The organism is Sphingomonas pruni NBRC 15498, from assembly GCF_001598455.1.
GTDB classification, from domain to species: domain Bacteria; phylum Pseudomonadota; class Alphaproteobacteria; order Sphingomonadales; family Sphingomonadaceae; genus Sphingomonas; species Sphingomonas pruni.
This window is the reverse complement of record NZ_BCYZ01000031.1, coordinates 37,314-50,163: the sequence shown is the minus strand read 5'-3', so window position 1 is coordinate 50,163 and position 12,850 is coordinate 37,314. Positions and strand designations below refer to the sequence as shown.

Annotated in this window: 10 protein-coding genes; 4 read left to right on the top strand and 6 right to left on the bottom strand. The window is 68.1% G+C overall.

Annotated elements, in window-relative coordinates:
- Positions 1 to 48: 48 nt before the first annotated feature.
- Together SPR01S_RS11160 and SPR01S_RS11155 are read right to left on the bottom strand one after the other, a co-directional pair.
- Positions 49 to 1,419 (bottom strand): peptide MFS transporter, encoded by a 1,371-nt coding sequence (locus SPR01S_RS11160; protein WP_066589490.1) that lies wholly within the window; start codon positions 1,417 to 1,419, stop codon positions 49 to 51.
- A complete protein-coding gene (locus SPR01S_RS11155) occupies positions 1,416 to 2,054 on the bottom strand; it encodes a hypothetical protein (protein WP_157082162.1) in 639 nt (212 codons plus the stop codon). The genes SPR01S_RS11160 and SPR01S_RS11155 overlap by 4 nt, the downstream gene beginning before the upstream one ends.
- Before the next feature lie 403 nt (positions 2,055 to 2,457).
- On the opposite strand from SPR01S_RS11155, the gene SPR01S_RS11150 reads away from it, so the two are divergent.
- The gene (locus SPR01S_RS11150; protein ID WP_245661953.1) at positions 2,458 to 3,873 is read left to right on the top strand and encodes a peptide MFS transporter; all 1,416 of its coding nucleotides are present in this window, start codon (positions 2,458 to 2,460) and stop codon (positions 3,871 to 3,873) included.
- Between the two features lie 107 nt (positions 3,874 to 3,980).
- On the opposite strand, the gene smc is transcribed toward SPR01S_RS11150, so the two are convergent.
- The 4 genes from smc to SPR01S_RS11130 are packed head-to-tail and all read right to left on the bottom strand — an operon-like array spanning position 3,981 to position 9,485.
- Positions 3,981 to 7,379: a chromosome segregation protein SMC gene (gene smc / locus SPR01S_RS11145; RefSeq protein WP_066589484.1), complete on the bottom strand. Its 3,399-nt coding sequence runs from the start codon at positions 7,377 to 7,379 to the stop codon at positions 3,981 to 3,983.
- A 31-nt stretch (positions 7,380 to 7,410) separates the two neighbouring features.
- Complete coding sequence (locus SPR01S_RS11140; RefSeq protein ID WP_066589482.1) at positions 7,411 to 8,154, bottom strand: DsbA family protein; 744 nt, start codon at positions 8,152 to 8,154, stop codon at positions 7,411 to 7,413.
- Positions 8,155 to 8,175: 21 nt separating this feature from the next.
- Positions 8,176 to 8,904, bottom strand: coding sequence for a thioredoxin domain-containing protein (locus SPR01S_RS11135; protein WP_066589479.1), 729 nt, complete (start codon positions 8,902 to 8,904; stop codon positions 8,176 to 8,178).
- Entirely contained in the window at positions 8,901 to 9,485 is a 585-nt protein-coding gene (locus tag SPR01S_RS11130) for a DUF721 domain-containing protein (RefSeq protein WP_066589477.1), read from the bottom strand. Before SPR01S_RS11130 ends, SPR01S_RS11135 begins: the two co-directional genes overlap by 4 nt.
- 14 nt (positions 9,486 to 9,499) lie before the next feature.
- Between SPR01S_RS11130 and SPR01S_RS11125 the strand changes: the two genes are divergently transcribed.
- Genes SPR01S_RS11125 through nudC form a run of 3 tightly spaced genes read left to right on the top strand, consistent with a single transcriptional unit; the run spans position 9,500 to position 12,752 of the window.
- Positions 9,500 to 10,546, top strand: a complete 1,047-nt coding sequence (locus SPR01S_RS11125) for an A/G-specific adenine glycosylase (protein ID WP_439646730.1) — start codon at positions 9,500 to 9,502, stop codon at positions 10,544 to 10,546.
- A 2-nt stretch (positions 10,547 to 10,548) separates the two neighbouring features.
- Positions 10,549 to 11,883, top strand: a complete 1,335-nt coding sequence (locus tag SPR01S_RS11120) for a serine hydrolase domain-containing protein (protein ID WP_066589470.1) — start codon at positions 10,549 to 10,551, stop codon at positions 11,881 to 11,883.
- A complete protein-coding gene (gene nudC, locus SPR01S_RS11115) occupies positions 11,880 to 12,752 on the top strand; it encodes an NAD(+) diphosphatase (protein WP_066589468.1) in 873 nt (290 codons plus the stop codon). The genes SPR01S_RS11120 and nudC overlap by 4 nt, the downstream gene beginning before the upstream one ends.
- Positions 12,753 to 12,850 lie beyond the last annotated feature (98 nt).

The following is a 12,850-nucleotide window of genomic DNA, read 5'->3' as shown; positions in this document are numbered from 1 at the left end:
GGGCTGGTGCCGCGAAACGCGCCCCTCAGCGCGTTTTCGAACGGAGTCTCAGCGCGCGCCGGCGTCCCCGTCCGACACCGGCTCCAGCGCCCGCGCAAGCGGCCGCGCAATCGCCAGCATCAGCAGCCCGCCGACCAGCCCGATCGACCCGTCGAGCGCCCAGAAAGCGGCGGGGCTCATCGTGTCGTAGAAGCTGCCGACCCAGCCCATGATCACGCTGCCCAGGAAGAAGGACAGATACACCCCGCCCATCATGGTCGCGGTGACCTGCTTCGGCGCGGCCTGGCTGATCAGCGCGAGCAGCACCGGCCAATAATAGAGGAAGGCGACGCCCATCCCGAAGAACCCGACGAGCGCCCACCCCACGGCGGTCTTGCCGTCCGGCCCGGTCAGCAATGCGCCGACGGCGAGCACGAACGCCGAGACACCGGCCAGCAGCGATCCGATCGCCATCTTGACGACGTCGGACGGCTCGCGACCGCGCTTCGCCTGCCACGCCCAGAGCGCGACCAGCGGCGGCACCGCGACGACCGAGGCGAACGGATCGATCGAGTTGAACCAGGAGGGCGGCACGTCGCCCAATGACGTCCACAGGCTGACATGCTGATCGACCCATAGCACGCCGATGCTCCAGATCATCGGATAGGCGACGTTGGGAAACAGCGTCATCGCGGCGACCAGTATCAGCAGCCACATCCGCTTGCGCTCGGCCGGAGTCATGGGCGGCAGTGCGACGCGGTCGGCGCGCGGGCTGCGACCGGCCAGATGGCGCTGGCCCGCGAGATAGATGACCAAGGCGAGCAGCATCAGCGCAGCGGCCGCGCCGAACCCGGCATGCCAGCCATAGGCTGCGGCCAGCACGCCGCACGCCAACGGCCCCAGGATCGCGCCGACATTGATGCCCGCGGAAAAGATCGTGTAGCCTTGCGTCCGCCGCGATTCCGCTTCGGCCGGATAAAGCTCGCCGACCTGCGCCGAGATATTGCCCTTGAGGCAACCCGAACCGAGGATCAGCAGCAGCAAAGCGAGCAGGAACGAGGTATCGAACGCCATCGCGAGATGCCCGGCGCACATCAGCAAGGCACCAATGATGACGGTGACCTTCGCCCCCAACCAGCGATCGGCGATCCAGCCGCCGAGGATCGGGGTGAAATAGACCAGCCCGCCATACCAGCCGTAGATCAGCGACGCGAAGGCGACGTCGCTGAGTGTCCCGTGCCAGCTGAACACGTGCCGCAAGGCAGCCAGCCCCAGCACATGCTCGGCGTGACCCGGCAGAAACAATTGCTGGACCATGTAGAGCGTCAGCAGTGACGTCATGCCGTAATAGCTGAACCGCTCCCAGCATTCGGTGAAGGCGAGATAGACGACCCCGCGCGGGTGGCCGAGGAAGCTCGTGTCGTCGGTCGCAGCGGTCAATCACCGATCCTCTTGAGGCGTATCCGCTCGGCAAATCGCGGATTGGTCGCGACATAAGCACGAAGCGCGCGCTCAAGCGAGGCCCGGTCCCTGAAATGGCATGTCGCCCCGCCGCTCGGCTTGGAGCCTGCCGCCGGTTCGGCCTGGGTCGAATTGTCCGAGGGCGCCACGTCGGCATCCTCGACATTGGTGGTTGCCGGCTCTTCGACCTCGCCGCCGGCGGAGCGAACGATGTCCGCTGTTGTGTCGCAATCGATCACCGGCGCGAGCCACAAGACGTCGCCGCGCAATTCGGCCAGCCCATAGGACACCTCCGCCTTGTCTTCGTCGGCCAAGTCCTGGACGATCCACAGATCGCGCCCCGTCGCCGCGAACCGCACCATGATGACGCGGGAGGACTTCTCGTCCTTTCGCGGCCGGAGCGGCGTCGTAAGGATCGTTCCGTCTGGTTGCCAGGCGACCCGATAGAAGTGCGCAGGCTTGCCGTCGCCGAGCAGATCGACCTTGTAGACACCGGGCCGGACCGGGCCGGCATCGGCGGGATCGCCTTTGTAAAAGGGAGGGCCGACCCACCAGCAACTCGACAGCAATGTCGCCGCGGTCATCGCGAACGCAAGGCGAAGTACCGGTCGCATCATCCGCCTCCCTCCCACCGGATCAGCTGGTGTACGATACGATGGAAAACCATAGCGAGACAGCCGGGATGATGACCGAAACCGGCCGCCTTGCCCGGTCGTAATTTTTTCTCGCCAAGGCACTAAGGCGCGAAGACGGTTCGCGCAGAGGCGCAGAGGGCGCTGAGATCATCGGCTGAGCCTCGCCATGCGAGGCTCCTTAATCGATCGTTCGAATTTGATCGCGCGGGGACGCCTATCGCTAAACAGCTCTGCGCCTCTGCGCGAAAACCCTTTCCCTTTGCGCCTTCGCGCCTTTGCGTGACCTATTTCGGCTCATCGGCGGGAATGATCCTCGGACCTTGGCCCATTGCTCCGACGGCGCCGTCGCCCTAGCCTCGTCCTTTCGAGTGGGAGTGGGTGCGTGACGATCGAAGAACCGGATGCCGGGTCGCGGCCCGTCGATGTGCCGCATCGTCGCGAGTTCCTGGGCCATCCGGTCGGCCTGCCGGTCATCGCCTTCACCGAGGGGTTCGAGCGCTTTTCCTATTACGGCATGCAAACCCTGCTGGTGCTCTACATGGTCAAGGCGCTGCTGCTGACGCCGCATGTCGAGCGGATCGTGGGTTTCGGCTGGTTCAGCGCTGTGCTGGCGGGGATCTATGGCGCGCCGCCCAATACCCAGGCGCTCGCCTCGCACATTTTCGGCACCTACACGATGCTGGTCTATGTCACGCCGATCCTGGGCGGGCTGTTGGCCGATCGCTGGCTGGGCAAGACGCTGACCGTGACGATCGGCGCGCTGTTGATGGCCGCGGGCCATTTCCTGATGGCGTTCGACATATCGTTCCTGTTCGCCTTGCTGTTGCTGGTGCTCGGCGTCGGTTGCCTCAAGGGCAATCTGGCGAGCCAGGTCGGTGCGCTCTACGCGCCGGGCGACGGCCGCGCGACCGATGCGTTCCAGATCTATTATATCGGCATCAGCTTCGGCGCCTTCTTCGCGCCGTTGGTCTGCGGCGCCTTGGGCGAGGAAGTTGGCTGGCACTGGGGATTCGGCGCGGCCGGCGTCGGGATGGTGATCGGTCTGGTCATCTATCTGGCCGGGCGCCGGCATCTGCCGCCCGATCCGCTGACCGAGCGGCGAGCAGCGAGCGTATCGGCCGCGCCACGGGCGGCGATGACGCGGCGGGATATCGTCGTGCTGATCCTGCTGCTGTTCATGGTCCCGGTGCTGGCGGTCAGCGCGATCGGCAACCAGCAGATGTTCAACGCCTATCTGGTCTGGGCCGACCGCTCCTACGAATTCATGCTGTTCGGCCACCGCATGCCGACCTCGTTCCTGGTCTCGTTCGACGCCTTTACCGGGTTCGTCACGCTGGCAGGGGCAGTAGCGTTCTGGCGCCGGTACGCGCGGCATTGGCGCGAGCCCGACGAGATCACCAAGCTGATCATCGGCTGCCTGATCTCGTCCTCCGCCTTCCTCCTGGTGATGATCGTCGCGAGCCGTCACGAGGCGACCGGCGTCAAGCCGGCGTTATGGGTCGCGCTCGCGGTCAACACGCTCAACAATCTCGGCTTCGCCAACGTCTTTCCGGTCAGCCTTGCGCTCTATTCGCGCGCTGCGCCGCGGGCGATTTCGGGGACGGTGGTCGGCATCTATTATCTGTTCCTGGCGCTGGCCAATTATCTGGTCGGCGTGGTCGGCGGCTGGCTGGAGATCATGCCGGCCGGGCGCTTCTGGGGAATCCATGTCGGCGCGATCCTGGGCGCGGCGGCGGTATTCGTGGCGATCAAGCTGGTGTTCGGGAAGTTGCTGTTGCCGGAGGTGGTGGAGAGCTGAGCCCCGCCGCGGGCCAAGCCCGCGTCGTCGGACGGCGCTTACAGCGCCGCCGGCCGGGCGCGCCTCGGCCTTGATTTCAGCTCCGCTGCAATCTTCGGCGGCGCGCCTTATTCCGCCGCCAGCAAACTCTCCGCGCCACCCAGGTCAACCGACACCAGCCGGCTCACTCCCCGTTCGACCATCGTCACGCCGAACAGACGGTGCATGCGGCTCATCGTCACCGCATTGTGCGTGACAATCAGATAGCGCGTCGCGGTTTCCTGGGTCATGCGGTCGAGCAGGTCGCAGAAGCGTTCGATATTGGCGTCGTCGAGCGGCGCGTCGACCTCATCGAGCACGCAGATCGGCGCGGGATTGGTCAGGAATAGGCCGAAGATCAAGGCGACCGCGGTCAACGCCTGTTCGCCGCCCGACAACAAGGTCAGGGATTGCAGTTTCTTGCCCGGGGGCTGCGCCATGATCTCCAGCCCGGCTTCGAGCGGATCGTCCGAATCGACCAGTTCGAGCCGCGCCGCGCCGCCATTGAACAGGGTCGTGAACAGCCGCTGGAAATGGCCGTTGACCGCCTCGAACGCGGCGAGCAGGCGTTGCCGCCCTTCGCGGTTGAGCGTGCCGATCGAGCCGCGCAACTGGGCGACGGCCTGGCCGAGCTCGTCGCGCTCGGCGGCGGCATCGGTGCGCTGCGAATCGAGCTCGGCGAGTTCGGTTTCGGCCACCAGATTGACCGGTCCGAGCCGCTCGCGATCGATCAGCAATTTGTCGTGCTTGACCGATTCGTCCTGCGGATCGCCGACCTGGTCGAGATCGAACCCGACCCGCTCGCCGAGCAGGGGCGGCGGGCAGGCGAAGCGCTCGCCCGACAGCCGCGCCATCTCGATCCGGCGGATATCCTGGTTTTCGGCGCGCGCGGTCGCCCCGGCGCGCGCTTCTCGCGCCAGCGACAGCGCTTCCGCAGCGATCCGGCCTACCTCGTCGGTGTCGCGGACGCGCACTTCGGCCGCGCGCTCGGTCACCGCCGCGGTGTCCGCGGCGGCGCGCAGCTCGGCATGGCGCGCTTCCTGCTCTTCAATCTGCACCGCGAGCTGCGCGGGACGCGCTTCCGCCGTCTCGGCTTCGGCGGCGAGCTGCGCCTCACGCTTGTCCATGTCGGCGATGCGCTTGGCCGCCTCACCGGCGCGCGCTTTCCAGCCTTTCTGCTCGCCCTCGGCCGCGGCCAGCCGCTCGCGGTCGGCAGCGACCGCGCGGTCGAGTTGGGCGCGGTCGGCACGCGCATTGGAGGCGTGCGCCCGGCGTGCCTCGGCCTCGCTTTGCAGCTGCGCCACCGCGGCGCGCGTGTCGGCGCCATCGGGCAAGGCAGCGCGGGCCGCTTCCGCACGCGCCAGTTCGGCTTCGGCCTCACCGGCTTCGGCTGCTACCCGGCGCGCCCGCGTATCGAGATCGGCGCGCTGCGCCTCGATCCGTTCGAGTTGGGCAGTGGCGCGGTCCTCTGCGCGGCTCGCCTCACGCGCGGCATGTTCGGCGCGTTCGAGCGAGGCGCGTGCCGCCTGGGCATCGGCGCGCGCGGCGGCGATGCAGCGCTCGGCGTCGTCGAGCTGGGCGTTGGCCTTTTCGACCGCGCCTTGCGCCTTGGGCCGCGCCTTGTTGAGCGCGGCGAGGCGATTGATCCGTTCGAGCCGTTCGGCCGCCGCCGCACCGCCGGTCCTGGCGACATAGCCGTCCCAGCGCCGCAGCATCCCGCCCAGCGTCACCAGCCGTTGTCCGACCGCGAGCGTGCGCTGATCGTCCTGTTCGGCGACCAGGATCTGCGCCAATCGCCGTGCCAACGCCGCCGGCGCCTCGACATGGTCGGTGAGCCGGGTTAGCCCCCCAGCCGACGGGTCCCCGGGCTTCGGCTCGGCGCCGGCCCAATAGCGATCGGCCTTGGCATCGAGCCCGGTTTCGAGGTCGTCGCCCAAAGCCGCCGCCAGTGCGCGTTCGTAGCCCGGCGCGGCGCGAACATGGTCGAGCAATTTGTCGCGTCCCGACGGCCGCGTCGTCTTTTCGAGCGCGAGCACCTCGCTCTCGATCGCGGCGAGTTCGGCGCGGGCAGCGGCGCGCGCCTGTTCGGCGGCGTCGCGCGCTTCCTGCGCGGCGCGTTCGTCGGCATCGGCCCGGGCGCGGGCGCCGCGCGCGGTCTCGGTCGATTCGAGCGCGTCGGCACGCGCCTTGATCGCCCGCTCGCGCTCCTCGCGCAGCGGCGCGGCATCGCCCAATGCCCTTTGCTCGGCCGCCAGCGTCGTCTGGTCGCGCAGCGCACGGTCGTGCCGCGCTTTGGCCGCCGCCACCGCGGCGTCGGCAACGCGGGCATCGGCGAGTTCGGCGGCCTGCCGGCTCATCGCTTGCGCCAGCGCGACATCGGCATCGCGTGCCGCGCGCTCGGCCTCCGCCAACGTCGCGTCGAGCGCGGGCAGCCGCCCCGCCGCCTCGTCGGCACGTCTCGTCAGCAATTTCGTCTCGGCGTCGAGCCGCGCCAGCGCCTCGGCGGCGTCGACCGCCAGCGCGCCTTCGCGCGCGCGGTCCTCACCGATGCGGCCACGCTGATCGGCCAGTTCTGCGATCCGTCGCTCGGCGCCCTGATGCTCGGCGCGCAGCGCAGCGAGGGCGTGGGCGGCGTCGCTCGCCGCCTCTCGCGCCGCAGTGGCCGCTGCGCGGGCATCGCCCAGTGCTTGCGCCGCGGCATGCTGGTGCGCGGTCGCCGCACGCTGCGCCTCGGCCGCGGCCGCAACCTTTTCCTCACATTGCGCAGCCTCGGCCTTGGCGGCATCGGCCGCCGCTGCCGCGTCGCGCCAGCGGGCGAAGATCATCCGACCCTCGGCGACGCGGATCTGGTCCGACAGCAACCGATAGCGCTCGGCCTGGCGTGCCTGGCGCCGCAGCGCAGAGGCGCGCGCTTCCTGGTCGGCCATAATCTCGTCGAGCCGCAACAGATTGGCTTCGGTCGCACGCAGCTTTTGCTCGGCATCCTTGCGGCGGACATGGAGGCCGGCGATCCCCGCCGCCTCTTCGAGCATCGCGCGGCGCTCGGTCGGCCGCGCCGAGATCACCGCGCTGATCCGCCCCTGGCTGACCAGAGCCGGCGAATGCGCGCCGGTCGCGGCGTCGGCGAACAGCAAGGCGACGTCCTTGGCGCGGACGTCGCGGCCATCGATGCGATAGGCCGATCCCGCACCGCGCTCGATCCGCCGCACCACCTCGGTCTCGCTGCCGTCGATCTCGGCCAGGATCGACACTTCGGCGAAGTCGCGCGCGGTACGCTTGTCGGTACCGGCGAAGATGACGTCGTCCATCCCTGCGCCGCGCATCGACTTCGGGCTGTTCTCGCCCATCGTCCAGCGCAATGCCTCGAGCAGATTGGACTTGCCGCAGCCATTGGGGCCGACCACGCCGGTCAGCCCCGGTTCGATGCGGAGATCGGCCGCGTCGACGAAGCTCTTGAACCCCGACAGCCTCAGCCGTTTGATCTGCATCCGTTCAGCGGCCCCCCGGCGCGATCAGCGATCAGGCGCCCCGTGCCTTGAGCACGGGTTCGAGCGTCGCCCAGTCGCCGACATCGTTGAGCTTCTCGCCATTGATGATGAAGGTCGGCGTGCCGCTGATCTGGAACTTGTCGTTGGCGAACTTGGTGCGCTCGACGAGCTTGTCGATCGCCGCCTTGTCGTTGAGGCAGGCGCGTGCCTTGTCCTCGGGCAGGCCGCGCTGCTTCATGAAATCGAGATAACCCAGGCCTTCGGCATACATGGTCGCGACCTGGTTGGGAGTAGCGCCCTGCGCCGCCTGGACCTTGGCCGAGACCTGCTGTTCGTTGGCGAGCAGCGTCTGCTGGTTGGCGAACATCTGATCGAGGATCGGGAAGAAGGTCGCGGTGTCGCCCGAACATTGGCCGAGCAGGATCGGGCCGAGGTCGAGCGGACCGTGGACCGGATATTCGCGGAATTCGTAGCTGACCTTGCCGGCGGAAATGTACTTTTCCTTGAGCGCCGGGAAGCCTTCCTGGTCGAACTTGCCGCAATAGGGGCAGGCGCGCGATCCATATTCGACGATCTTGAGCGGCGCGTCGGGATTGCCCATCCGGAAGCCGCCTTCGGGCGTCTTCACCACCGTGTCGACCCAGGACATGCCGGCGGGCGCCGGCTTGGCCGCGACCGGGGCGGCCGGGGTCGAGCTGTTGGCGTCGTTGCCCGACCCGCCGCAGGCGGCGAGCGCCAGGAGCGGCAGAGCGGCGAACAGGGGCGAGATCTTCATATACTACTCCCTTGGGAAAATTCAGACGCCGACGGCGGCGAGCAACGGCTGGAGATGGGCCCAATCGAACACATTCTCCGCCTTGGTGCCGTTGATGGTGAAGGTCGGCGTGCCGTTGACCGAATATTGCTTCTCGGCGGCATCGGTCATCGCCACGATGCGATCGACGCCGGCGGTGCTGGCGAGACAGGCCTGGGCCCGCGCCGCCGTCATGCCGCGGCGTTTGACGAAATCGACATAGCCCAGGTCCGTGGCCAGGCTGGTTGCGATCTGGTTGGGCGTGGCGTTGGCCATGCCCTGGGTCTTGGCCGCCGCCGCCTGGAACTTGGCCAGCAGCGATTGTTGATTGGCGAACATCGCATCGAGCAGGGGAAAGAATTGGGCGGTCGAGACGCAGCGGCCCAACAGGATGGGCCCGAGGTCGAGCGAGCCGTGCACCGGATAGTCGCGGAATTCGTAGCTAAGCTTGCCCGCGGCGATCGGCCCGGCCTTCAGCACCGGAAGCCCTTCCTTGGCGAACAGCGCACAATGCGGGCAGGTGCGCGAGCCATATTCGATCAGCTTCACCTTGGCATTGGGATTGCCCATCCGCATTCCGCCTTCGGGCGTCGCGGCGACGACATTGACCCAATTGACCTTGGCCGGCGCGCGCTTGGCCGGGGCGGTCTTTTTCGCCGGCGCCCTGGTCGCGGCACCGGCGGCAAGCGGCAGTCCGGCAATCAATGCCAGCACCAGCAACGAACGGATCATTTTTCAGTCTTTCCGATGACGGGCACTTTGATGGGCCCAAGGACGGGGATGCCGCGATTGCCCGCGACGCCGGCGGCGAGCGCCGCGAGCACCGCCTGCAATTCGGGATCGGCGATCGCGCGCAGCCCCGGGCCGAGTTCGGCCGGCGGGGTCGGCGCGGGACGCAGGCTGGGCGGCGCGGCGCGGGACGGGCGCTCGGCGATCCTGCCTTGCTTGAGGTTGAGCCGGGCGACCGCGGCATAGCCGAAGAAACGGTTGACCCGCTCGACGATCTCCGGCGCGATATGCTGCATCATCGCCGCATGCGCGCCCTTCACGGTAACGGTGAGCACGCCCTCGGCTTTCTTGCCCGGCGGGAAGCGGATCGATTCGGGCGACGACACGCCGGCATATTTGGGTCCGACGATTTCCGCCCAGCGCGTGACGATTCCCGACTGGACGAAGCCGAAGCGACGAAACGCCGCCCCGCCGACCTGGGGCAGCAAGTCGCCGACAGCGCGCGCCGGTCCACCGCGACGCGGTTCCGGCGCGGGTTTCGTCGGGCCTTTGGGAGTGGCGCGCTTGCTCATTCGGCCATCCATGCCATAGCCGCGGGGTGGCCGCCAAGCTTCCTTCCGCACCATCCTTGTCAGGTTTTGTCGCGCCGGCATTGTTGCGTTGGTACGACGCACATCGCCGCACCCTGCCATGGCGCGCGGGACCCGGCGAAACCGCCGATCCATATCGCGTCTGGCTGTCCGAAGTGATGCTACAGCAGACCACCGTCGCGGCGGTCGGTCCGCGCTTCGCCGCCTGGGTCACGCGCTGGCCCGATTTCGCCAGCCTGGCCCAGGCGGAGGAGGCCGACGTCATGGCGGCATGGGCAGGGCTGGGTTATTATGCCCGGGCGCGCAACCTCGTCGCCTGCGCGCGCGCCGTCGTCGCCGAGCATAAGGGGGCCTTTCCGCGCACCGAGGCCGAGCTGCGCGCGCTGCCCGGGATCGGCGACTATACCGCCGCCGCGATCGCCGCGATCGCGTTCGGCGCGCCCGCGACCGTAGTCGACGCCAATGTCGAGCGCGTGGTCGCGCGATTGTTCCGGCTGGAGGAGAAGGCCGCGATCCGCCCCGCCGCCGCGACGCTGACGCCGAACGAGCGCGCCGGCGATTTCGCCCAGGCGATGATGGACCTGGGCGCCACGATCTGCACGCCGCGCGCACCCAAATGCCTGCTCTGCCCGCTGCGCGACGGATGCGCGGCCAATGCGGCCGGCGACCAGGAGGCCTATCCGGTCAAGCCGGCAAAGGCGGGCAAGCCGACGCGCCACGGCACCATCTTCTGGGCGCGAAGCGGTAGTGACGTGCTGCTGGTACGGCGGCCGCCCAAGGGCCTGCTCGGCGGCATGCGCGCGCTGCCGACCGGGCCCTGGACCGATTCGGCGCCGGGCCTCGCCGACGCCCCGCTCCCGGCCGATTGGCAGATGCTGGCGGGGCGCGTCGAACACGTCTTTACCCATTTCAGATTGCAGCTGGCGCTTGCGAGCGCCGTCGTCGACCGCCATGCAGCGCCCGACGGCGCCGAATGGTGGCCGATCGAGTCGCTTGGAGAAGCCGGTCTGCCGACTGTCTTCGCCAAGGCCGCTAGAGCGACGGGAGAGCTTTGACGATGCGCGTGACCCCCTTGTTTACCGCTACCGCCACGATCGCATTGCTGGTCGGTGCCGCCGCCGCGCAGCAGGTGGCCTTGCCGATATCGGCCGCCGCCCCCGTTGGCGCACCGGCACCGCCTCTCCCCGAGACCCAGGCGCTCTACGATTCGTATGTCGCCAAGAACGAGATGCCCGGCATCGTTGGCGCGTTCGGGGCCGGCGACCTGCCCACCACCTTCGTCGCCTCGGGCAAGATCGCGACCGACGCCAATGCCGCGCCGGCCGGTCCGGACAGCCTGTGGCGGGTCTATTCGATGACCAAGCCGATCACCGCGATGGCGGCGATGATCCTGATCGAGGACGGCAAGATGAAGCTCGACGAGCCGATCAGCGACTTCCTGCCCGCGTTCAAGACCATGCGCGTCCAGCTCAACGAGAATACGATCGACAGCCGCCCGGCAGTGCGCCCGATCACGGTCCGCAATCTGCTGACCCACACCGCCGGCCTGGGTTACAACATCATCACCAAGGGCCCGTTGCTCCAGCTTTACATGGACAAGGGCATCACCCCCGGCCAGGTCAACGCGGCGATGGAGGTCGATGCGCGCAAGACGCGCCCGACATCGCTGCAGGAATTCGCCGACCGCGTGGCGAGCGTTCCGCTGATCGCCGACCCCGGCACCAAGTGGAGCTATTCGATCGGGCTCGACCTGATGGGCGCGGTGATCGAGAAGGCGAGCGGGATGCGTTTCGACGCCTTCGTCCAGACGCGCATCCTCGATCCGCTCAAGATGACGTCGAGCTATTGGACGGTCCCGTCGAGCGAGGTCGGACGGCTGTCGACCAATTACGCCTTCCTGCCCGGCAACAAGCTCTTCGCGATCGATCCGGCCGCAACCTCGGCCTATCTGTCGCCGCCCAGCTTTCCCTATGGCGGCGCCGGACTGGTGATGTCGGCGCGCGACTATGACCGGTTCCTGCACATGCTGCAGGATTATGGCGAGCTGGACGGCGTCCGCATCATGAAGCCGGAGACCGCCAGGCTCGCCATGTCGAACCTCCTCCCCGCCGGTGTCGAGTTCGGCGGCGTGGCAGGCGCCACCGGCGGAACCGCGGGCCCCAAGATGGGCTTCGGCGCTGGCGGATCGGTGGTGCTGGAGGACAAGGCGAATTCGATGGGCGCGGGCACGTACGGCTGGGGCGGAGCCGCCGGCACCGCAGCCTGGGTCAATCCGGTCAAGAAGATCCGCGGCACGATCATGGTCAATTACTTCCCCGCCGACAAATGGCCGATCCGCGACGAGACGGTGAAGGCGCTGATCAGCGACATGCAGCGTTTCCGGGCCAAATGATTCGCCCCGGCTTTACCGGCAGCCCACTCGACCGGGCCGATCCGCTGCGTCACGATCCCGAGAAACTGGCGGCGGCGATGGGCGACTGGCGCGCCAGGCTGCTCAAGCTCGACAATTTCGAGCCAGAGGTGGCGGAGGACGGCACGCTCGGCTGGACCAGCCTGGCCGACGCGCCCGACGATGCCGAATTGGTCCTACTGGGGCTGCTCGAAGGCAAGCCGCATTTCGCCGCTTATGTCCCGGGTATGCGCGCGCCGGCTGGGCGCTCGCCGAGCCTGTTCCGTGCGCTCGACCTGATGCGGCCGGAGGAAGCAGAGACCTATGCCGCGGCGCGCAGCGTGCTCGACTGGCACAGCCGCCATCAATTCTGTGCCAATTGCGGGACGCAGACCGTGATGATCCGCGCCGGCTGGGGCCGTTCGTGTCCGAACTGCGGCGCCGAGCATTTCCCGCGCACCGATCCGGTGGTGATCATGATCGCCGAACATTCGGGCCGCGCGCTGGTCGGACGCGGGCCGCAATGGCCGGCGGGGCGCTATTCGGCGCTGGCCGGGTTCATGGAGCCGGGCGAGTCGATCGAGGAAGCGGTCGCGCGCGAGATTTTCGAGGAAGCCGGGGTGCGCGTGCGCAACGTCCGCTACGTCGCCAGCCAGCCCTGGCCGTTCCCGTCATCGCTGATGATGGCCTGTATCGGCGAAGCGGAGGACGACGTCATCACGATCGATCCCCATGAGCTGCAGGATGCGATGTGGGTCAGCCGCGAGGACGTCCGCAAGTCGCTGGCCGGCGATCCGTCCGCCCCGTTCCTGTCGCCGCCGCATTATGCGATCGCGCACACCTTGCTGACGGCGTGGGTGGAGGAGTGGTAGGTCGCCTTCCTGGCCGAAACCGTTTGGCGCCGGCAAAGATGGCGTCGAAGCGACCGGAATGGCTATGCATGATCGAGCAGATCAAAATCTTGTCGTCA

What these genes read in the sequence shown, in the direction of transcription:
- SPR01S_RS11155 (WP_157082162.1), bottom strand. Translation starts at nt 2,054, where the DNA reads ATGCGACCGGTACTTCGCCTTGCGTTCGCGATGACCGCGGCGACATTG.
- smc (WP_066589484.1), bottom strand. Translation starts at nt 7,379, where the DNA reads ATGCAGATCAAACGGCTGAGGCTGTCGGGGTTCAAGAGCTTCGTCGAC.
- SPR01S_RS11140 (WP_066589482.1), bottom strand. Translation starts at nt 8,154, where the DNA reads ATGAAGATCTCGCCCCTGTTCGCCGCTCTGCCGCTCCTGGCGCTCGCC.
- SPR01S_RS11135 (WP_066589479.1), bottom strand. Translation starts at nt 8,904, where the DNA reads ATGATCCGTTCGTTGCTGGTGCTGGCATTGATTGCCGGACTGCCGCTT.
- SPR01S_RS11130 (WP_066589477.1), bottom strand. Translation starts at nt 9,485, where the DNA reads ATGGATGGCCGAATGAGCAAGCGCGCCACTCCCAAAGGCCCGACGAAA.
- SPR01S_RS11120 (WP_066589470.1), top strand. Translation starts at nt 10,549, where the DNA reads ATGCGCGTGACCCCCTTGTTTACCGCTACCGCCACGATCGCATTGCTG.
- nudC (WP_066589468.1), top strand. Translation starts at nt 11,880, where the DNA reads ATGATTCGCCCCGGCTTTACCGGCAGCCCACTCGACCGGGCCGATCCG.